General features: G+C 45.8%; 19 protein-coding genes. 5 read left to right on the top strand and 14 right to left on the bottom strand.

What is annotated here, in order from left to right; all coding sequences use genetic code 11:
• Positions 1-17: 17 nt before the first annotated feature.
• The 4 genes from AB3351_RS01360 to AB3351_RS01345 all read right to left on the bottom strand — a co-directional run bounded on the left by AB3351_RS01360 (position 18) and on the right by AB3351_RS01345 (position 4,048).
• The gene (locus AB3351_RS01360; RefSeq protein ID WP_371145317.1) at positions 18-1,064 is read right to left on the bottom strand and encodes a TolB family protein; all 1,047 of its coding nucleotides are present in this window, start codon (positions 1,062-1,064) and stop codon (positions 18-20) included.
• Between the two features lie 33 nt (positions 1,065-1,097).
• Entirely contained in the window at positions 1,098-1,964 is an 867-nt protein-coding gene (locus AB3351_RS01355) for a permease prefix domain 1-containing protein (RefSeq protein ID WP_371145316.1), read from the bottom strand.
• Positions 1,961-2,287 carry a PadR family transcriptional regulator gene (locus AB3351_RS01350; RefSeq protein ID WP_371145315.1) on the bottom strand — a complete coding sequence of 109 codons (327 nt, stop codon included), beginning with the start codon at positions 2,285-2,287 and terminating at the stop codon, positions 1,961-1,963. Before AB3351_RS01350 ends, AB3351_RS01355 begins: the two co-directional genes overlap by 4 nt.
• A gap of 129 nt (positions 2,288-2,416) precedes the next feature.
• Complete coding sequence (locus tag AB3351_RS01345; RefSeq protein ID WP_371145314.1) at positions 2,417-4,048, bottom strand: SLC13 family permease; 1,632 nt, start codon at positions 4,046-4,048, stop codon at positions 2,417-2,419.
• 373 nt (positions 4,049-4,421) lie between these two features.
• On the opposite strand from AB3351_RS01345, the gene AB3351_RS01340 reads away from it, so the two are divergent.
• The 3 genes from AB3351_RS01340 to AB3351_RS01330 all read left to right on the top strand — a co-directional run bounded on the left by AB3351_RS01340 (position 4,422) and on the right by AB3351_RS01330 (position 8,793).
• Positions 4,422-6,392 carry a putative bifunctional diguanylate cyclase/phosphodiesterase gene (locus tag AB3351_RS01340; protein ID WP_371145313.1) on the top strand — a complete coding sequence of 657 codons (1,971 nt, stop codon included), beginning with the start codon at positions 4,422-4,424 and terminating at the stop codon, positions 6,390-6,392.
• Positions 6,393-6,579: 187 nt separating this feature from the next.
• On the top strand, positions 6,580-7,503 hold the full coding sequence (locus AB3351_RS01335; protein WP_371145312.1) for a DMT family transporter: 924 nt from the start codon (positions 6,580-6,582) through the stop codon (positions 7,501-7,503).
• 90 nt (positions 7,504-7,593) lie between these two features.
• On the top strand, positions 7,594-8,793 hold the full coding sequence (locus AB3351_RS01330) for a cytochrome P450 family protein (RefSeq protein ID WP_371145311.1): 1,200 nt from the start codon (positions 7,594-7,596) through the stop codon (positions 8,791-8,793).
• Between the two features lie 47 nt (positions 8,794-8,840).
• On the opposite strand, the gene AB3351_RS01325 is transcribed toward AB3351_RS01330, so the two are convergent.
• The 8 genes from AB3351_RS01325 to AB3351_RS01290 form a co-directional block, all read right to left on the bottom strand.
• Positions 8,841-10,229, bottom strand: coding sequence for a TRAP transporter large permease subunit (locus AB3351_RS01325; RefSeq protein ID WP_371145310.1), 1,389 nt, complete (start codon positions 10,227-10,229; stop codon positions 8,841-8,843).
• Between the two features lie 30 nt (positions 10,230-10,259).
• Entirely contained in the window at positions 10,260-11,447 is a 1,188-nt protein-coding gene (locus tag AB3351_RS01320) for an NAD(P)/FAD-dependent oxidoreductase (RefSeq protein ID WP_371145309.1), read from the bottom strand.
• Positions 11,434-13,206 carry a sigma-54 interaction domain-containing protein gene (locus tag AB3351_RS01315; protein WP_371145308.1) on the bottom strand — a complete coding sequence of 591 codons (1,773 nt, stop codon included), beginning with the start codon at positions 13,204-13,206 and terminating at the stop codon, positions 11,434-11,436. The genes AB3351_RS01320 and AB3351_RS01315 overlap by 14 nt, the downstream gene beginning before the upstream one ends.
• 95 nt (positions 13,207-13,301) lie before the next feature.
• Positions 13,302-14,522 (bottom strand): NAD(P)/FAD-dependent oxidoreductase, encoded by a 1,221-nt coding sequence (locus AB3351_RS01310; RefSeq protein WP_371145307.1) that lies wholly within the window; start codon positions 14,520-14,522, stop codon positions 13,302-13,304.
• Positions 14,512-14,820: a (2Fe-2S)-binding protein gene (locus AB3351_RS01305; RefSeq protein ID WP_371145306.1), complete on the bottom strand. Its 309-nt coding sequence runs from the start codon at positions 14,818-14,820 to the stop codon at positions 14,512-14,514. Before AB3351_RS01305 ends, AB3351_RS01310 begins: the two co-directional genes overlap by 11 nt.
• A complete protein-coding gene (locus tag AB3351_RS01300) occupies positions 14,817-15,101 on the bottom strand; it encodes a (2Fe-2S)-binding protein (RefSeq protein ID WP_371145305.1) in 285 nt (94 codons plus the stop codon). Before AB3351_RS01300 ends, AB3351_RS01305 begins: the two co-directional genes overlap by 4 nt.
• 358 nt (positions 15,102-15,459) lie before the next feature.
• Entirely contained in the window at positions 15,460-15,654 is a 195-nt protein-coding gene (locus tag AB3351_RS01295) for a hypothetical protein (protein ID WP_371145304.1), read from the bottom strand.
• Positions 15,655-16,278: 624 nt separating this feature from the next.
• Positions 16,279-16,926, bottom strand: coding sequence for a nitroreductase family protein (locus AB3351_RS01290; protein WP_371145303.1), 648 nt, complete (start codon positions 16,924-16,926; stop codon positions 16,279-16,281).
• A 190-nt stretch (positions 16,927-17,116) separates the two neighbouring features.
• Between AB3351_RS01290 and AB3351_RS01285 the strand changes: the two genes are divergently transcribed.
• Positions 17,117-17,863: a DsbA family protein gene (locus tag AB3351_RS01285; RefSeq protein WP_371145302.1), complete on the top strand. Its 747-nt coding sequence runs from the start codon at positions 17,117-17,119 to the stop codon at positions 17,861-17,863.
• Entirely contained in the window at positions 17,860-18,288 is a 429-nt protein-coding gene (locus AB3351_RS01280) for a disulfide oxidoreductase (protein WP_371145301.1), read from the top strand. The genes AB3351_RS01285 and AB3351_RS01280 overlap by 4 nt, the downstream gene beginning before the upstream one ends.
• A 53-nt stretch (positions 18,289-18,341) precedes the next feature.
• Here AB3351_RS01280 and AB3351_RS01275 read toward each other — a convergent pair whose 3' ends face one another.
• Both AB3351_RS01275 and AB3351_RS01270 read right to left on the bottom strand, forming a co-directional pair.
• Positions 18,342-19,310: a carbon-nitrogen hydrolase family protein gene (locus AB3351_RS01275; RefSeq protein WP_371145300.1), complete on the bottom strand. Its 969-nt coding sequence runs from the start codon at positions 19,308-19,310 to the stop codon at positions 18,342-18,344.
• 196 nt (positions 19,311-19,506) lie between these two features.
• A complete protein-coding gene (locus AB3351_RS01270; protein ID WP_371145299.1) occupies positions 19,507-20,367 on the bottom strand; it encodes an isocitrate lyase/PEP mutase family protein in 861 nt (286 codons plus the stop codon).

The raw sequence follows: 20,367 nt of genomic DNA, 5'->3' as shown, positions 1-20,367 counted from the left end.
GCTTTTTCATATCCTATCTACTGGTCGGCTTCGATCGTTAGGGGAATAGGCTCTACCTTATTTTTGTGCAGTGATACACGGTACCATTCATAAATTGGGTCCCCCTTGGCAAAATTACCATCCCACATAAAGTATATCCACTCGTTTTTATCATCAACAACCGCTGCACCCGCATGCCTGCCCAAATGAGTGAGCTGTCGAATCTGTCCGCTCTTTCTATCCTGAATATAGAGTTCATATTGGAAGTTTCCATCCGCTCCTGTATTTGCAATCGAGTTAAAAACCATCCAGCGGCCATCCTTTGAAAAAGCCGCATCGTATACATCTTCTGTAATTCCTGGCAATGTGATGGCCTTTCTATCATTGGGATTGGAAAGCGGAATACGAAACACTTTGTTTTTTACAGTAAATGTATCCTCTGGCTTCGTTACATGCTGATCATCTCCTCTGGTCACATACAATTCCTTACCGTCAGGAGAGATGCTGAGTGCCTCAAGCATATAATCCTTCATGTTGGTGAGACGCTTCGGCTCTCCTCCTGCAAGTGAAAGTGAATATACATCGAAGTCATGCGCATCCTTTCGTGCAATTGGTGAATAATTGGTGAAAGTATCTGCGCAAAGATAGTATATGGATTGACCATCCGGGGCAAAAACCACTTCTGTAATCAATGCGTCGACAGCATATAACTGCCGGTTTCCACTTCCGTCCGCATTCATACTATACAACGCACTCTTCTGCTGCTCCCGATCCTTTGGCGTAGAGATATAGATGATTCTCTCTCCATCAGGGGAGAATACCGGGTGATGCAGGACTTCTTCCCCCTCTGCTTTCATAAGACGCGTGACATTTTTCCCTGCGGTATCTGATGTATAGATTCCGATTCTACCGTTGGACGAGTATGCAAAGACAGCCTGTGTACCTCGCAAGTCAAAATCTTGCAGCAGTCCTGTTTGTTCATTTGCCCTTGTTTTTCCTCCCATACCAAGTCCAATTCCCCATAGAAGGGTCAGTCCAACCAATACTGCTGCCACAATCGATAGCGCTTTTACTTTTCTCGGCATACAAGCATTCCTCTCTTTTCTATAAGTAAGCCCTCATAACATCTTTGTTGCTATCATATAAATCACGCCGCATGTCAAAAGAAGAGAAAGACTCCCAAATAGATAGCTTAGCCCTGCATATCTGATTCGCATACGATATTGCGCCCAATACGAGAAAGCCCAGAAAGCAATCATGCCAAGTGGGATAAGAACGAATGGACTCACACCGCCAAACAGAAGTCCGCCATAAGCCATCAGCAACGACAAACCGCATACGGGAATGCCACTCATCAGATTAAATAGGTGGATGGCAATTCGTTTTTTTCGCTCCCGCTTACTTTCCAACCCACTCTCCCATCCTTTTAATGCAATCAGAAAGATCATGACCAGCGCACCTATCCCAAGGAAGCTGCCCAACACATACAGCGGCTTTGCATACCAAGTCTCCGCTTGCTCCAATACAGCAAAACCGAAGAGTACACACACGATCATTCCTGCAAATGCACTTCCCATCCATACTTTTCTATTCGCCGCATAAGCGGGATACATCGCTGCAAGAATCAGTCCAGTGCCTATTAAAGCGCTCAGTGTAACCCAGATTACATGTGCCTGACCGTATGAAAATAATGCATGCAGATAACCTGATGTGCCATATAGGAGCATGCCCGCTCCCATCCCTGTCAGCAGTTGATTTCGATAAGGAAAGAGCGTCTGCTGAAGTCCTTCTCCAATCTCCTCTTCCACACCAAAATCAGCCACAGCCTTCCGAATCGCTTCCTCTTCCGCGTATCCCTGCTCCTGATACGCATCTCTTGCCGCCTCCAAGTGTGAGCGTATTTCTTCTCGCATATCGTCTCTCTCTTCCCTGCTGCAATCAATGCGATCAAGGATCTTTTCAATATAGTTGTCAAATACTTTCATGGCAAATTCCCTGCACATTTGAAAATTAATTGATGAACAGATTGCCAATCATCTAATTTCCGCGCCAGCTCCTTTCGGCCGTCTTCGGTCAAACGGTAATATTTGCGACGGTTCCCTCCCCCACTCTCCTGCCAGTAAGATTCGATCCATTCCTTTTTTTCCATTCGTTTCAGTGCCGGGTAAAGTGTACCCTCGCTCATGTTGTACAAATCTCCGCTTGTTTCCTTCAATGTCTTTACCATCTCATAGCCATACATTTCCTGCTGGGCCAGCAGCGATAACAGCAGAATGTCAATGCTGCCCTTCATAATCTCCTTATCCAACCTTGATCACCTTCTCTTATATCTTCTCACCATCATTGTAATACGATGTATATAGTAATACAAGGTATAAAGGAATAAAAATCCACCTTGCTTTTATGCAAAGGTGGATTGCAATACGGTCATGCGCTTTTATTTTCTCATTGATTCTGGCAATGATGTCATATCAATATCCCAAACGATTGGCATGAAATAAAGAACCATCAATGTAACGATTACAATACAGAATAGATTCATCCAAACACCGGAACGCATCATATCCCACAACTTGATCTTGCCCGTAGCAAATGTAATGGTATTCGGTGTAGCGGCTGTCGGAAGAATGAAGGCACATGATGTCGCAACCCCTGCTGCGAATAATAAGCTGTATGGATGTACTTCCAATGCGACGGCCAATGAAGCCATAACGGGAAGAAGCATAATCGATGTGGCAACATTTGATGTAAACTCGGATAGTACAATAACAAGCACTATCACTGCAACAATTACAATCGCAAAATTCATGCCGTCCAATATGGTCATCTGCTGACCGATCCATTTGGATAATCCTGTGCTCTGAAAAGCATCTCCGATGGAAGATCCGCCTCCAAACAACAATAGAATGCCCCACGGTATTTTTTTTGCATCTTCCCACACCAATAAACGTGCTGATTGTCCGCTTTTAGCCGGTAATAAAAAGAGAAGAAGGCCAGCCATAATAGCAATTATTGTATCGTTTAACGTCGGGAACCACTTGGTTAACAAGAATGTCCGTGTCACCCAGCAAAAAGCGGTAAATAAAAATACAGCAAGAATTAACTTCTCTTCAAAGCTTGGCTTGCCTAACAGCTTTTTCTCCTTCTCCATTACCGCCTTACCGGAGGGGAGATGCTTCACTTCCTGCGGAAATGCCACTTTAACCAAAAACAGCCAAGCAACGCTCAAGATAACAACAACCAGTGGAATAGCAAACATCATCCAAGTAAAAAATGAAAGATCGATACCATACAAGTTTTTGATCGTAGAGGCTAGAACCATATTTGCCGGTGTTCCGATGAGCGTTCCCAATCCTCCGATAGAGGCCGCATACATAACCCCTAACATCGTAGCCTTTACGAAATTGTTCATCTTCTCTTGATCCTGCCGCATTGATTCCTTCGCCTGAGACGTAACCGCAAGAGCGATCGGAACCATCATCATCGCTGTTGCCGTATTGGATATCCACATGGACAGAAACCCTGTTGCTGCAATGAAGCCCAATACGAGCCTCTCTGTATTGGTTCCCATCATTAAAATGATACTTAATGCAATTCTTCGATGCAGATTCCATTTTTCGATTGCAATCGCAATCATAAAACCGCCAATAAATAAAAAGATAATACTGTCGGCATACGGCGTCATAACCGCATCACCCTCGACAGCTCCTGTTAACGGAAAGAGAATAATCGGCAGCAGCGATGCGACAGGAATCGGCACAGCCTCTGTTACCCACCATGTCGCAATCCATACTGTGCTTGCCAGTACAGCTACGGCTTCCTTAGACATCCCGTCGGGAGATACAAACAATAAAATCACTAAAAATAAGAGCGGGCCAAGAAGTAATCCAATCTTTTGCGCCGGGCTCGATTTAGGAGCCCGGTTCGGTTCCTTATGCTGTATGATATTTTCCTGCTTTTTCTTCACCTGCGTATTTGCTGTAGAGTGTGAGGAAAAGAACAAGATGTTTTTTGCTTGCTGATGCATCTCCCACATTCTTCCCCACATTAAACGTAACGTTTTGTCCATATATAGTCTCCTTTCACCATCATGCTGCCGTATAACATCCCCAACATTCCTATTTTTATTATTTTTCTAACATTTCAAACTTGCAAAACTTATGCCAACTTCTTTGTACGGTAAAACTGCAATCGTTTTCAATTTAAAGTCGACTCTTATAAAGATATAGCGGCAGAAAATGCCGCATATAAAGAAAGCATTTTGCCGGATCGGCATTTTTTGCCGCCTCTGTAGGGGATGTAGTGAGAAGTCCCGCTGATCGGCCCTATCACATGGTGAAAAGAATTGTTCTCTCGCATCTTTAACACAATAAACACAATGTTAATATTATTAAATAGAATTCTTTTTACATTTGGTATGTATCTATAAAGGAGAGCAGAGTATGGAAGTAACAGGAACGTATAATTTTTACCTTGTAGTATTATCTGTATTCATCGCGATCTCGGCTTCCTATGCTGCGCTTGGCCTGGTCGGTAGAGTTGCCTTTTCTGTTGGAGCTATACGAAAAGTCTGGTTGTTCGGTGGTGCTGTCGTGATCGGTTTGGGAATTTGGTCCATGCATTTTATCGCTATGCTGGCCTTTATGCTTCCTATTTCCGTTGCCTATGATTTACCGATCATGCTGCTTTCTGTCTTGGTTGCGATTTTTGCATCTTTTGTGGCACTGCTTGTCGCTAGTCGTACTACGATGACACCTATTCATCTGCTGGTTGGCGGTATATGTATGGCAGGTGCGATTGTTGCCATGCATTATATCGGTATGATAGCAATGAAAATGGCCGCTACCATGCAATACGACGTAATGCTTGTCGTCCTCTCTATCATTATCGCATTCGGCGCTTCTATCGCAGCGCTTAAACTTGCCTTTCAGCTAAAAAGTTCCCGGTCTTCCAAACTTGTTTTGATTAAAATTTCAAGTGCGATGATTATGGGAATTGCTATATCAGGTATGCATTATGTAGGAATGGCTGCCACTCACTTTCACAAAGAAGGGGTACGATATGAAGAGACTGCTTCTCCCTTCTCACTTAACACATCCCTTCTTGCCGTCAGTATCGGTATCGCAATTCTTATTATTCAGAGCTTTGTATTATTCAGCACGTTCTATCAAAAGAGAGTAGAAGAGAAAATTCATTACATGGCTTTTTATGATGAGCTGACTGCATTGCCTAATCGCAGGTTCTTTGAGCGTCATCTCACAGCCTCCATTGAAGAGGCAAAGGAAAATGGGACACTGCTAGCTGTTATGTTTTTTGATCTGGATCGCTTTAAGATTATTAATGATACACTCGGTCATACATTCGGGGATGCACTGCTTCATGAAGTTGCTGCTCGTTACTCGGCATGCATGGGAGCCGATCATATGGTAGCACGGATGGGTGGTGATGAGTTTACCCTACTCATGCGAAATCTTAGCGGACAGGAAGAAGCGGAAGAAATGGCTATGCAAATCATGCAGGCGCTGCAGCAGCCTATTACATTAAAAGGACACGAGGTTTTTGTTTCTACTAGTATCGGCATCGCTCTTTATCCAAGGGATGGGGAAGATGCGGATACGTTGATGCGGCATGCGGATATTGCGATGTACTGGGCCAAAGGAAAAGGAAAATCAACCTATAATCTCTATACCACTTCACTTGTGGACAACGAATTGAACAAAATACAGTTAGAACAAGATTTACGTAAAGCCATTGAACTCGATCAATTCATCGTCCATTACCAGCCGAAAGTCGATATTGCTACAAGGGAGATTATTGGAATGGAAGCACTAACCCGTTGGGAGCATCCGACCCTTGGATTGATTCCGCCCAACCAGTTCATTCCACTTGCTGAAGAAACAGGGCTAATTGTCCGGATTGGAGAAAAGATTTTCAAAATCGCCTGCAAACAGACAAAAATATGGCAAGAGGCACTGTTTCCCTCTTTACAGATTGCGGTCAATGTATCGACTCGCCAGTTTCATGAGGAGAACTTTGTCGATATGGTAGCAGCTATCCTTAAAGAATACGACCTCGATCCTCACTATGTGGAGCTAGAAGTGACAGAAACGACCACAATGAACAACGTGGATCGGGCAGAGATTACATTGCAGAGGCTAAAAACGCTTGGCGTGAAGATCGGAATTGATGACTTCGGCACCGGATACAGCTCGCTTGGCTATTTAAAAACATTTCCCATTCATACCTTAAAAGTTGATCAGTCCTTCGTACGGGACTTAGCCGATAACTCTCACAATGAAGCGATCGTTGCTTCGATCATTTCATTGGCCAAGCATATGAATTTAACGATTGTGGCGGAAGGAGTCGAAACAGAAGAACAATTTACCTTTTTGGAAGAACATGGCTGCAACTAGGTTCAGGGCTATCTCTTTAGTAAACCGGTTCCACCTGCAGTATTTGAAGAAATGCTTCAGGCCCGCACCTGCTACGCATAATCATATTAAGATGCCGCATCCTCCAACACTTCTGTTGGAGGATGTGTGCTATAAGCACAACATAAGCTAAGAGATGTGCTAAACTGGTATAAAACGGGGTGGAAATATGGGGAAATATAAAATTTATTTTATATTATTTTGTATTATGATCATGTGGGGATTTAATGTGACAGCAACGAAAATTCTGGTTACGAACTTCATGCCGGTAACCATGACAGCCTTTCGTATCTTCACAGCAGGTATTACTGTATTCCTCATTCTTTTCTTGTTTAAGCAAGTTCGCTTGTTGACACGGGTAGAATTTCGGTATGTTTTTTTCGGCGCCCTTTTAAATGTAGTGGTTCATCATTATTTTTTATCGGTCGGACTTACTCATACGTCAGCTTCTAATGGCGGATTAATCTTAGGTCTCGGACCGCTTCTCACTTCCATCCTGGCCGTGCTGTTTCTTGGAACGTCCCTCTCCATTCTCCGCGTGATCGGAGTTCTGTTAGGGTTTGCCGGTGTTTCATTTATTGTGCTCCGGGGTGGAGGCATCAGCAGTATTTCTATTGGTGATCTCGATATTTTTATCTCCATTCTCGCCCAGACAGCAAGCTTCGTGCTGATCAAAAAAGCGTCACGCACGCTCGATCCCCGCTTAATGACCGGGTATATGCTTGTGATCGGCGCAGCTCTTTTACTGCTTCTCGGTGTATTTCTTGAGCCGGGTGGAGTGCAAAGTATGATGGAGGCATCCGCTGGCTTGTGGCTTATCTTCTTCGCATCCGCTATCGTGGCAACAGCATTAGGTCACATGATCTATAACTATGCGATCGGTAGAGTAGGAGCCGCCGAATCCGCGATTTTTATGAACTTAAGTCCATTTTTCTCGCTCGTTGGAGCCGCCCTATTTCTCGGCGAGAAAATAGGCACGGCACAAGTCCTCGGTTTTCTTTTTATTTTGTGCGGTGTACTGCTCGGCTCCGGCGCATTTGAAGAATGGTTATCGATGAGTAAGCAAAAGCGCGAGTTGCCACTATCAAAATAACAACGCATGTTTTGTTAGAAAAAAGGCTAGTACGTTCTCATACGTGGTAAGGAAGAATATTTCCGTCTCAGCTCAAAAAGGAGGTTGCATATGCAGTCAATCAACTTGTTTTCGCCTGAGTTTAAAGAACATGCCTATCCAATGTATGCGACATTACGAGAAACAGATCCCGTCTATCCGCTCTCAATGCCCGACGGTCAGACTGCCTGGCTGATTCTTCGTTATGATGATAGTCTTGCGGTACTGCGGGATGTACGATTCGGCAAAGACCCTACCCGCGTATTTGATGTCGATAATCCCCGTCCGCTTACGTATGAAGGATTTGAATTGATCTCAAAAATGATGCTGAACGCAGACCCACCGGATCATACCAGGCTTCGCGCGCTTGTACAGGGTGTATTCACGCCCCGAATGATTGATGGACTACAGGGGAGAATCGAAGAAATCACGGAGGAATTACTAGATGAGGCTACAGGCAAAGAGGAGATGGACCTGATTAGCGAATTTGCTTTTCCTCTTCCCATCATCGTCATCTCCGAAATGCTGGGCATTCCGGTTGAAGATCGGGACCGTTTTCGCCGTTGGTCTCATGCTTTGATCTCTGCTGCAAACGATCCGGAACACCTGCGGCGGATCATTCCTCAGTTTACAGAATTCACCTCATATCTCCGCGATTTATTCGAAGAACGACGGGCCAATCCGAAGGAAGATCTAATCAGCGGCCTTGTGCATGCAGAAGCTGAAGGTGACAAGCTTTCAGAGCAGGAATTGTATTCTATGGTTATTCTATTGATTATTGCAGGTCACGAAACAACAGTAAATCTCATCGGCAACGGGATGTATGCACTGCTTGAGCATCCGGATCAGTTCGAGAAGTTAAAAGCCAATCCACAGCTGATGGAGTCAGCCATCGAGGAAATGCTGCGGTATTATAGTCCGATTGAAGTTACCACAAACCGCTGGGCGCTTGAGGACGTATCACTGCGAGGCAAAACCATTGCCAAAGGAGATATGGTACTGATTATCATCGCGTCTGCCAATCGCGATCCTGCACAATTCGAAAACCCTGACCAATTCGATATCACCCGTAAAGAAAATCGGCACCTTGCTTTTGGTCTTGGTATTCACTTCTGCCTCGGTGCTCCACTGGCTCGGCTTGAAGGTCGTATTGCCTTTTCTGCATTATTGCGCCGCCTGCCAAACAGTAAACCCGCGGTTCCTCTTGATACACTTTCCTGGCAGCCAGGTCTGCTGCTGCGAGGTCTTACTACGCTGCCTGTTCGTCTATAGAATTAGAAAAGCCTTTAAGCCATAACGGCCTAAAGGCTTTTCTAGCTTTACATCATCCAGGCAATTAAGCCTACAATTAAAAAGTAAAGAGAGTTTGGCAGCGCAAGCAGCATAACCTTTACCGGATCGACCTTTTGATTAATGATGCCTCCGATTAATCCGCACACAACGAATGCCGTCAACCCAACAGGCGGCATGTTCTGTCCGGCTGCTGCAATGTGTGAGGCACCTAGCGCAACCTTTATCGGATCGACACCAAGATGAGTAAGTGCTGGACCGAGAAACGTAATAATGATCGTCTGTGCCGCTGTCTGAGAGCCTGTCAGCATCCCTACTAAAACAGTAGCTACCGCCCCGCCCACGCTAACAGCGGAGCCTGGGAGTTGTTCGGCAAACGCCTTGACTGTATCAATCATTCCGGCTTGATAGAAGACGCCGATCATAAACCCCGCACATAGCTGGATTTGCGCGGTCTGGCTCACTTTTTCCAGGCCATTCTTGATGACCGCCTTTCCCTCTTTACGTACGTTGGAGAAGAGAAAGCTGACCAGTGTTGCAATAATAATAGATAAAACAATCGGAAATACAATTCCTTTTACAATGGGGATGGCATTTAATTTCTCTGTAAGCGCAGCAAATACGCCCCATTCCTTAAAAATGTCATATCCGAATGCGGAATTCGCAAGCACGATACCAATTAATACGGCAAGCGGCACAAATACATACCTTTGGGATTTCGTTGTATCGCCTGCCAAATGATTGGAAGGGATGTCCTGTGCTACTGCCAGCTCCTTAGCAGATATACTGTCTTCTGCTATACGCCTCCCTCTTACAAAGCGTGCGGTCTCTGCAATAGCAAAGATAATTCCGCCTCCAACGGTTAAGTATGCAATGGATACAACCGGTCCCGGATCAATGCCTACCAGGGAAGCGGATAAAAATACGCCCTGACTGATCGGGGGCATAAGAGAACCGAGCGAGGCTCCCAGCAGAATGATCATTCCGATCTGCTCCGGCTTTAGCTTGAGTTCATGCAGAGAGTGGATCACCAAGAAGCCGATTACCGTTGCGGCAGCGATGGCATCCCCAAGCAGGGAACCGGCTAAGACAAGTGTAAGAATGATCGCCGCGATCAGGCCGAGGGGGGAGTTGCCGAATATTCTTCGCAGACCATTTAACGTAGCGTCTACCGTTCCCAGGCGGGATTGTGTTTCCGCATAAATACTCCCGAATACAGAAAGCATGATGACCCAGGCAAGCTTATCAATACCGGTAATGGCGGCAGACACCAGTTCCATGAAGTTAAGCCCGCCAAATAGAGCAGCACTGCCACCTGCAGCAAGCAGTCCTATCTTAATGTTTCCCCCGATTTTTGGAATGGCAGGAACAAGTACAATAACAAACAGCAGCAAAATAGGGACCAGCACCGAAATCATATAAACAGCCGCCTCCTTTTTTATCGTTGGTTACAGCGAACGGGTAAGAGGACGATCCTGAAACCTTTCAAGCCCAAGACTTTCCGCCAAAGCTAGATACGGCCCTCTTTTTTCAGCTATATTGGCAACGATCATGCCGGTAATCGGCGACAGTGCGATCCCATCTCCTTCATGACCTGCCGCGATAATAAACCCTTTCAATTCCGGCGCTTCTCCGATAATTGGTAAGCCATCTCCTGTAAATGGCCTAAAGCCTACCATTGTACGAATGATTCGCGTATTGCATAGAAAAGGAATGATGCGGCATGCGTGCGATGCAATCTTTCGCAGCGTTTCCGGTGGTACATGCCGATCAAATCCAGTAAATTCCCTACTGCCTCCAAGCAGGAAATTGCCTGACTTTGTTTGACCAAAAGAGAGGCCGATCCCGCATCTATCCTCCTGCTGCTTCGCAGGCTCTGCACCTGCCATATGCTTTGCTGTAATGTACTGTGCGCATAGCATATTGCCTTTAAGCATCGGAGGCATCCGCTCGGTAATAAGAATCATCCCACGGCGAGGTATAATCGGGATCTCTACACCGGCCAGCCGTCCGATTGTTGGAGCGTATGGGCCTGCGGCATTGATGATAAGCTCTGTGGCAATGGCTCCCCGGCTTGTCATCACACCTGTTACTCTATTCTTCTCCTTCATGATCCCCATCACTTCTGTATGTGTCATAATGACGGCTCCGGCTCTTTTTGCGGCGCTGGCAAAACCGTGTGTAACAAGCAATGGATTTACATCTGCATCTTCACCACTCCAAGTAGCACCCACCACATGCGGTGAGAGTGTCGGCTGCATCGCATGCGTTTCCGCTTGACTCAATAGATCGACTCGGATGCCGGAATGCTGCTGCTTTTCCACAAATCCCTTCATAATCTCTAGCTGCTCTTCCGTCTCAATCACAATCATGCCGCCGGTTCTTTCATACTCAAGCGACGTGTCCAGCTCTTCTTCCAATGACTGATAGAGAGCGGCGCTTGCCTTGGCCAGCTCCAGATGCAGGCCGACTTTTTTTGATTGCAGGAAGATGGCTTTATCACAGGCGCCGGATGTTCCCGATGCCAGTATGCCCTTTTCGATGAGTACGACACTTCTTCCCTGCCGTGCCAGACGAAAAGCGATGGATGTACCAATGATCCCTCCGCCGATGACGACAGCATCAGCTATTTGCATCTAATCCCCCCTTTTTCTGATATTCTCTAAGCTTGTTATACAGCGTTGCAAGCGAAATCCCTAAGGAACGAGCGGCTCTTTTCTTTCCTTCGACTGTGGTGCCAAATCGCTTCAGCGCCTTCTCGATAATGCTTCGTTCTATGATGCGTAGCGGCGGAATTTCCCCGGCCTCTTCCTGCACAGCATCTATACTCAGATCATGCGAGCGCTCTGCATCGGTGCATGAAATCTGATGGATATGGCGCAGTACAAGGGAGTCCGCAAGCCTCCCCGCTCCATTTTCATTGATAATTCGTTCAAGAAATCCTTCTAATTCTCGTACATTTCCACGCCAATGATGTTCCGCAAGTAATGCAACCGCCTTATTGGAGATCCATGCTGTACGTCCTGTGCGGCGGCTGATTTTTTGCATCAGATTGTCTACAAGCAAAGGAATGTCCTCTAATCGATGGCGCAGCGGCGGCACTTCAATGCGTACGATATTAAGGCGATAATATAAATCCTCCCGAAACGTTCCCTCTTTGATCAATTGCAGCAAGTTACGGTTGGTAGCAGCAATAATGCGTACATCCACATCCAAGGGATGAAGCCCTCCAATGCGCTCAATCTGTTTGGATTGCAATACGCGCAGCAGTTTGGCTTGAAGATATGGACTCATATCCCCAATCTCATCAAGAAAAAGCGTGCCACCGCTTGCAATCTCTACTTTTCCTATCTTAGCTTGTACAGCGCCGGTAAACGCTCCTTTTTCATAGCCAAACAACTCGCTTTCAAGCAGTGTCTCTGGAATCGCCGCACAGTTCACTGCAACAAACGGCGCCCTGCTTCGTCTGCTCTCTTGGTGTATGGCATGGGCAAACAGCTCCTTGCCTGTACCGCTCTCTCCTGTCAAAAGCACCGTAGAATTCGTGTCTGCGGCCTTCTTGGCCAGCTCGACCGCCTGCCGAACCGCTTCGCTCTCCCCGATAATATCTGCAAACGAATAGTACGCACCGTGTGCATGCTGCAGCCGCTCGTGAAGCTGATGAATCTTCTGGGCCTGTTCCTGCAACTGCTGGCTAAGCGCCATAATCTGCGTCATATCCTGAAACGTTACGACAGCCCCTGTCATCTCCCCGTCTACATAGATAGGAGCCGCATTCGAGATGACTTCCACGCCGGAGTCGAGCACCTTATTCTTCCAATTCAGCACAGGCTGCTTCGTCTGCAAAGCTAAGGAAAGGGACCCATCCGGCGAAACTTCAAAAATATTTTTGCCGATTCGCTCTGCTGGTTGAATACCTGTAATCGTCGTGAATGCAGGATTAACATATTGTACGGTTCCTTCTTGATTGACAAGTTGAATACCTTCGTGCGCATACGTCAAAATCGTCTGCAGCTCCTGATTGATTCGGTGATGCTGTGAGAGCTGCCAATCTTTTGCAATCAGGTGTTCAAGCAGCCAAAATGATGAAGAATCAAGCAGGGTTATACCTTCCATTCGCATCTTCTGTATCAGTGGATACATGTCTTCAGATGCTTCTCCAAGTACTAAAAAGTCGCAGGACTTCCTCTGTATCGCCTGCTCTAATTCTGATGGTTTCTCAGGCAATATAGGAATTGTATGTCTGATGCTTTCTTCTATACCATGACAGGGCTGATTACCATACCAAATGCCTGCAATGCTAAGCTGCTGTTTTTGCTGCATGCTCCATACTTTTTCAAATAACGAAAGCTGTGGCGCTAATAAGATCAATTGTGGTATATGGTGGATTGTCACGTACAATATCCTCCTTATATAAAAAGAATGATTATTCGGATAATAGTACGTATAGTTCGACATGTTTTGCAAAAAATCCTTGTCTGCTACTCGGTTTATGTCATAGAAGAATGCAGGAACATTTCGTTCCATGCGGCTTCCATCGCTTCTCTTCCCTTTAGAATATTGGGCATGAACTGAATATCCGCTCTTTCACGCGTAATGTTGACATTATGTTGGGCCTCCATAAGCTTTGCCTCTTTTTTCTGTCCAAGTAAGCCAAGTTTAGCCGCAATCGCTGTTCCTGCCAGCTCACCTTGGGCCATAGCTACGTTGGCTCCTTCAATCCCCGTAATGTTCCCAGCTACAAATACATTTTCTCGATCCGTCTCAAGAAGAGGACTATGAAGCGGTACATGCCCGCCAAGCTCTGGGATATGGGTAAAGGTGCAGCCTATAGAAGACGCCAACTCGCCAAGCGGTGCCAATCCTCCTGATATACAGACACAATCGACAGCAACCTCATGCCTGCTGTTTTCAATGATCTCTCCCTTTGAAGTCACATCCGCAAGAACAACTGACTCTACTGCCTGACGGCCACGAATCTCAAGCGCTGCTTTACGAAGCATAAGTGGAATCTCCCATACTCGCATGCCCTTTGCAGGATAGAGCGCGGCACCCAGACGATGCATCACCGGTGTGCTTGCAGCCCGCCCCGCCAAGCGCAGCAATGTCGTAGGAGCCAGGTCAGCCATGCCAGCAAGCAATGAAATTTGGGAAACAGGGTTTGCTTTTTCCCCACTAAAAATTCCAGAAGGCGGAAGAACAAGACCCACCACTTCTGCACCAGCCATTTTTAGCTGTCTTGCAATTGTCATGGATAGCACGTCGATCCCGACAATTAGCACCTTCTTCCCTGGAAGTACCCTGTGTATATTCGTCATCACTTGCGCTGCCCCTACAGCCATAACCCCAGGAAGCGTCCAGCCCGGCATCGGTATCGGACGTTCCAAAGCTCCGGTAGCCAATAAAATATAGGGGGCTCGAAGCTCCTCTTGGTAATTAAGCAGAACATGAAATCCTGGAGAGATGCCCCATACCTCCCGTTCTTGAATAATTCGGCCACCCGCCGATTCCACCTCCTCCCGGAGACGATTGGCAATCTCACCGCCTTTCCACCAGCCATGACCCGGTGATTCGTGAAGCTGTCCCGGAAGCTTTCCGCCCGCATACGGATTCTCATCCACCACAACAACCTGGGCACCGTAGGCAGCCGTCCTTGCTGCTGCGCTTAATCCCGCTGCTCCCGCACCAACTACTACCAGATCAGCATCCATCTCTCTCTCCTCCCTGTGAAGAGATCACCATGCCGTCAGTCACCGGAGTGATACAAGCACGGATGCTTCGTATACCGTTTACTTCTACTCGACATTCATAGCAATGACCAATGCCGCAGTAGATCCCGCGAGGTTCCCCCTTACTCTCTGTATAGCGCAGTGTTCGCACACCATTGGCAAGCAGAGCCGCTGCAATCGACTCACCTGCAAAAGCATGATACGTGCTTCCATCAAATAAAATTTCGACTTCCTTCTGCTCAGTCAGTGAGCCAAGCACAGGATGATGCCATACTCTCATCTCCCTCCTCCTCTCTCTGTACATCGGCCACTAAGCTCGCCAAGCAATAAAGGACGTACAGGAACATTATGTTTACTTGCGAGCGGCGGAACATCAAGCGCCCCACTCTGTGCAAGAAGCCGTTCGATAAGCAGACCGCATGTTCGTCCCTGACAGATCCCCATTCCCGCTCTTGTACACAGTTTCACTTCTTTGGATGTGGAAGCCCCGGTATTTTCGATGCATTGTTGAATGGTATGCAGCATAACCTCCTCGCATCTGCAAATAATCATCGTGTCCATCGCCTCTCACCCCTTTCCTTATCGATAATACAAGCAAATTTCATGCCGAATGAAATAGATGGACAGCCGCTGCAATTAACGTTTCTTTATCTATTCTATTTTTTAGAATTACGGTCTTGTTTCCATCGAATAAACAACTAATCTTTTTGTTCTACATGATCATAATGCTTGCAGAAGTACTTCAATTCTATTTTTTATAAATTTATAAAAAGTAGAATCTCGAAAAGCCATATTTCAGTCGAAACCTTGATAAAAGGAAAAGCCAAGAATGCTGTTACATCAACATTCTTGGCTTTTAATTTTGTGTGCATTTTACTCGTAAAAGGACTTTTTAGACAGCCCTTTTATGCTCACTGCTCTATTTTTTATTTACATCCAATGTCTTTACCGCTGCCCTAATTTCCGGTGTGAGGTCATCAAGCCGGGTAACGTCGTCAGTATGATTAGTAATACGTTCCAAATCTTTCGCAACGGAATCACTCAGCTTAACATCGCCAGAGTCGACCCTTTTTTTAAGCTCTACAATCTTACTGTTTAATTCGTCTCTATTCATATGTGTGATCTCCTCTCCTTAGCAGCAGACGAATATATTCTACTGCCCTTTCTTTTCAAGACCACTAATCCATACTTTTCAAACCTTTTTCTTTGTTACATTTACAGCGCCAAGATAAGAAATAATATATGTATACAATATAAAGACGTAGCCCTGTGCTCTTCATAAAACAGAGAACACAGGGCTACGTCGGTAGTTCCTCGCTATTCAATTTACAAGTTCCTTTCTTTTTTAGTTTAAGTACCGGTACACCCCTAACGCTATTTGGAAGTTTCACCGCTTCCTCCTACCGTTATTCGCCTGCTGTGTACGTCGCCTTCACTACTTACCCGGAGCAAGCATCCATTGAATTTTACCCTCTGCAATCATAGACATCACATCCATTCTGTATGTCGTTGGTTTAAGAAGGTTTTTCTTAATGTTCTTTTATTATACCGAAAATTCTAAATAGATAAAACCTTAAAATAAGCCACTATCCGCAATTATACCTGCCTAGCTCACATCTCCTTCGCCTCCCCTTCTTTTTTAAAGAATTTCATAGGATAGACCTATATCAAAAAGCCGTCTATCAGCAGACGGCTTTTTGCATAATCTATCGTTTCCTCTACGCTTGCAGTTGTATGCTTAGGAAGAAAACGCCCCATAATGAACAAACTCTCCAATTGGCTTTCTGTATCCTCTTGGCCGTGGATGATTCGTTTTTTCCTTGCCAATTGTAATCATCATCACAGGAATGAACCGTTCTGGAATGTGCAGTACTTGTTTAATCTTCTGTACATCAAAGCCAATCATCGGGCATGTATCCCAGCCTTTGCTTTTTGCGATCAGCATAAACTGCATGGCAGAAAGAGATGCATTGCGGATGGCTTCTTCTTTTTGAAATTCTTTGTTCTCATATGCTGTATAAATGGAATCGACCAATTGCTTATATCCCTGCTCATCCATCATGCCAAGCCGTACCATGCCTTCATAAATTCGAGCAGCATCAGTGTACGCCTGTGTATCACCTAGTACAACGATAGCTGCAGATGCGGTTTCTACTTTGTGCTGACGGTATGCAGCCTCTTTTACTTCCAGTTTACGTTCGTTATCATCCACAACTACATAATGGGTGTGCTGCAGGTTATATGCTGACGGAGCGAGCTTTGCCAGCGCAAACATCTCTTCTAACTCTTCCCTTGATATTTGTATGGTAGGATCAAAATTATTTGCCGATCTTCTCGCCTTCACCACTTCTTCGAGCAGTTGTCCTGTCATCGTGTGATTTTCCATGGTTTATCCCTCCTGCGTATGTAAATATCAAAACAAACAAAAAATAACCTAATTACTTTTAATAAGATATTATGCAATGCAAAATAACATGTCAACATTTTTTCCATGATTTTCTTTATGGTTGATTTCTCTATCATAGTATTGGAAGATTATAAAGAACGAATGATACAATCGAAGCTGGGAGGAAATCATGGGGAAGAAAAATACACGCCAGCAAGTCAAAAAGCAACAGCAGCAAAAGGAAACAGTACAGAAAAAGAAAATGCAACGTCTCATGGGCTACACACTTGCCATCATTCTACTGGTCTGTATCGCCCTTATCGCGTATGGTGCATTATCAGGTTCACAGACGGCAGAACCTGTAGATGCCAAGGAATTCCGCTATGAAACACAGCCTGCCTTGGGCGCAAAGGATGCTCCGGTTAAAATCGTAGAATTTGCTGACTTCAAATGTCCGGCTTGTCAGCATTTCAAGCAAACGATTCTGCCGCAATTGCAAAAAGATTTCATTGATAGCGGAATCGCTCAATTTCACTTTATTAATTACCCAATCGTTAGCCCTGAAGCGGATTCACGCACAGCGGCAATGGCGGGGGAAGCGGTATACAGTCAGAATCCGCAAGCTTTCTGGCCTTTCTATCAAGCCGTCTATGCCAAGCAGGGTGACGAACGTGATACATGGGCGACCGCAGATGCTTTGGTGCAGATCGCGAAAGAGGCTCATGTTGATGTTGATTATACTAAGTTGAAAACAGACATTGAGAGTGAAGCATTTGCCAAAGCGGTACAAGATGATGAAGCGATCGTCAGAAAGCTTGGAATTGGTGGTACGCCAACCCTTTATATTAATGGGCAGGCACTTCCTGTTGACGCTACATTCGATTATGCTGCCATTAAAGATATTATCTTGAAAGCGAAAGAGAGTACCGGCAAATGATACGCACCCGGACGCTTCACTTCTTGCAAGCATATCGTCTCTATCTGGCCTGGGTCATCTCGATGATTGCACTATGTGGAAGTTTATATTTTAGTGAAGTCATGCGGTTTGAGCCGTGCAAGCTGTGCTGGTTTCAGCGTATTTTCATGTATCCGCTTGCTATTCTGCTCGGCATGGGCGCCTATCGGGATGATCAGGGGATCGTCATGTATGCCCGGGTACTGAGCATAATTGGAATGTGCATTTCACTGTTTCATTATTTGCAACAAAAGGTGCCGGGAATGCAAAATGTACTTCCATGCACAACAGGTGTACCATGCAGCGGCCAATATATCAATTGGCTTGGATTTATTACCATCCCGCTCCTTGCCTTTATCAGCTTTTCTCTTATCACGCTGCTGCTGACGATTCGAGAAGAAACGTGAGCCACTTTATAAGCAAGAACGCTCCTGCTTAACCCAGGAGCGTTCTTCGTTGTTTATTCTTCTTTTAGACTTTTCCACCTGACACTTTCCTGCTTTTCTTCATTTACAAGCAACTGAAAAACATCCGGCCTCGCATAATGTCCAACCGCATCGAAATCAAAACGGCTGTAAGGAATCAAGCCCATATCCAAATCAGCAAACAGGATATCCTCACGCCCCGATACCGGCTCTACAATATATTCCCCAAGCGGCCCTACAACAGCACTGCCGCCCGGACTGATCTCATGCGGCATGGACTCCAACTCATGATAGCCCGCCAAGTCTGTTGGATACATATCTTTGGTAACATATTGGTTGCAGGAGAGGACAAAGCAGCGACCCTCCACTGCAATATGGCGAATGGTAGCCTGCCATGTATCCCTGAAATCAGCCGTAGGAGCCAGATAAATCTGTACGCCTTTAGCATACATAGCCGCACGGGCTAACGGCATATAATTCTCCCAGCAGATGAGTGTTCCGATTTTGCCGAATGGTGTATCAAATACAGGCAGGGTACTGCCATCGCCTTCTCCCCATATTAACCGCTCTGACCCTGTCGGTTTTAGCTTACGGTGCTTTCCTAACAGGGTGCCATCAGGTCCGAAGAATAATGCCGTACAATACAGTGTGCCCCCGCTATTCTCCGTATCCCGCTCAATTACACCGACCACTACATACACACCGGCTTTGCGCGCAGCCTCGCCCACACGCTCCGTTACTTCACCAGGCACCGGAACGGCATTTTCCCAATAACGGAGAAAGTCAGCTCGCCCTTCCGGAGAACGACTGCCTACACGTGCTCCAAATGTTAAGCCGCGAGGGTACGCAGGAATAAATGCTTCTGGAAATAAAACAAGCTTAGCTCCCTGCCGAGCTGCCTTTTCAATCAAATCAACCGTTTTCTCAGTCGTTGCTTCCCGGTCCATCACTACAGGCGCCGCCTGCACAACAGCGACCCGAACATGAGTATGTTCCTTCTTCATAAACCCCGCTCCTTCCTGATTACATTTCAACTAAAAATTCAGAAATTACAAAATACAACGTTCTATTTATTTATAACCCTTTCGTATGCCTCTATCAAGTACGGTATAGAAAACGGGCAAATGCGCAGCACGAATACCATAAAAAAATAGATGACAATCCCAAAAGCGAGATCATCATCTATTTTTTGGCGTTCTATTAAAATGTATATTTTTCTTCAAGTTCCTTCACTTTGGCAAGGCCAAGCAGTTCGTTAATTTCATCAAACAGCATCATCTCATGCTGATAGCCGTGACTTGTGCCATCCTCTTTTAGTGTATGCAGAATCCTGAGCGCTTGTTTCATATAGAAGCGTGTAATCGTATTTGGATAAATCACGAGTTGATAGCCCATCTCTTGCAGACGATCGGCCGGAATAATTGGAGTTTTCCCGCCTTCTACCATATTAGCCATCAACGGAATCTCAAATTGTCCCGCAACATCACGCAGTTCTTCTTCAGATTGAGGCGCTTCTACAAATAATATATCCGCGCCTGCCTCTTGGTAACGATGTGCTCGCTCTAGCGCCTCGGTCATTCCGGATACACCGCGCGCATCCGTCCGTGCAATGATAAGAAAATCCTCGTCAGTACGCGCATCCACCGCCGCTTTAATTTTAGCTACCATCTCTTCGGTAGATACAAGCGACTTCTTCTGCATATGTCCGCATTTCTTTGGAAATGTCTGATCTTCCATCTGAATAGCAGACACGCCTGCACGCTCATACAGTTGAATCGTTCGCCGTACATTCAACGCGTTGCCAAAGCCCGTATCACCATCGGCTATAACCGGGATCTGTACCGCATCTGCAAGGCGAGCTGCCTGCTGAGCCATCTCTGTCTGTGTAAGCAAACCGATATCCGGGGATGCCAACTGACTGTAGGAAACACCGGCTCCCGACATATAGACGGCAGGAAAGCCTGCACATTCTACCAGTTTTGCTGTTAATGCATCATAAGCGCCGGGAGCAATCACGATGCTTTCTTTTTGTAATGCCTGCTTCAATGCTGGATTTGCCAT

The organism is Aneurinibacillus sp. REN35 (genome assembly GCF_041379945.2).
GTDB lineage: Bacteria > Bacillota > Bacilli > Aneurinibacillales > Aneurinibacillaceae > Aneurinibacillus.
Note: the sequence above shows the minus strand (reverse complement) of the source record. Positions and strands in the feature narration are given on the sequence as shown.

What these genes read in the sequence shown, in the direction of transcription:
- AB3351_RS01360 (WP_371145317.1), bottom strand. Translation starts at nt 1,064, where the DNA reads ATGCCGAGAAAAGTAAAAGCGCTATCGATTGTGGCAGCAGTATTGGTT.
- AB3351_RS01340 (WP_371145313.1), top strand. Translation starts at nt 4,422, where the DNA reads ATGGAAGTAACAGGAACGTATAATTTTTACCTTGTAGTATTATCTGTA.
- AB3351_RS01325 (WP_371145310.1), bottom strand. Translation starts at nt 10,229, where the DNA reads ATGATTTCGGTGCTGGTCCCTATTTTGCTGCTGTTTGTTATTGTACTT.
- AB3351_RS01275 (WP_371145300.1), bottom strand. Translation starts at nt 19,310, where the DNA reads ATGAAGAAGGAACATACTCATGTTCGGGTCGCTGTTGTGCAGGCGGCG.
- AB3351_RS01330 (WP_371145311.1), top strand. Translation starts at nt 7,594, where the DNA reads ATGCAGTCAATCAACTTGTTTTCGCCTGAGTTTAAAGAACATGCCTAT.
- AB3351_RS01345 (WP_371145314.1), bottom strand. Translation starts at nt 4,048, where the DNA reads ATGGACAAAACGTTACGTTTAATGTGGGGAAGAATGTGGGAGATGCAT.
- AB3351_RS01270 (WP_371145299.1), bottom strand. Translation starts at nt 20,367, where the DNA reads ATGGCAAATCCAGCATTGAAGCAGGCATTACAAAAAGAAAGCATCGTG.
- AB3351_RS01320 (WP_371145309.1), bottom strand. Translation starts at nt 11,447, where the DNA reads ATGCAAATAGCTGATGCTGTCGTCATCGGCGGAGGGATCATTGGTACA.
- AB3351_RS01280 (WP_371145301.1), top strand. Translation starts at nt 17,860, where the DNA reads ATGATACGCACCCGGACGCTTCACTTCTTGCAAGCATATCGTCTCTAT.
- AB3351_RS01290 (WP_371145303.1), bottom strand. Translation starts at nt 16,926, where the DNA reads ATGGAAAATCACACGATGACAGGACAACTGCTCGAAGAAGTGGTGAAG.
- AB3351_RS01285 (WP_371145302.1), top strand. Translation starts at nt 17,117, where the DNA reads ATGGGGAAGAAAAATACACGCCAGCAAGTCAAAAAGCAACAGCAGCAA.
- AB3351_RS01305 (WP_371145306.1), bottom strand. Translation starts at nt 14,820, where the DNA reads ATGAGAGTATGGCATCATCCTGTGCTTGGCTCACTGACTGAGCAGAAG.
- AB3351_RS01335 (WP_371145312.1), top strand. Translation starts at nt 6,580, where the DNA reads ATGGGGAAATATAAAATTTATTTTATATTATTTTGTATTATGATCATG.
- AB3351_RS01355 (WP_371145316.1), bottom strand. Translation starts at nt 1,964, where the DNA reads ATGAAAGTATTTGACAACTATATTGAAAAGATCCTTGATCGCATTGAT.
- AB3351_RS01295 (WP_371145304.1), bottom strand. Translation starts at nt 15,654, where the DNA reads ATGAATAGAGACGAATTAAACAGTAAGATTGTAGAGCTTAAAAAAAGG.
- AB3351_RS01310 (WP_371145307.1), bottom strand. Translation starts at nt 14,522, where the DNA reads ATGGATGCTGATCTGGTAGTAGTTGGTGCGGGAGCAGCGGGATTAAGC.
- AB3351_RS01300 (WP_371145305.1), bottom strand. Translation starts at nt 15,101, where the DNA reads ATGGACACGATGATTATTTGCAGATGCGAGGAGGTTATGCTGCATACC.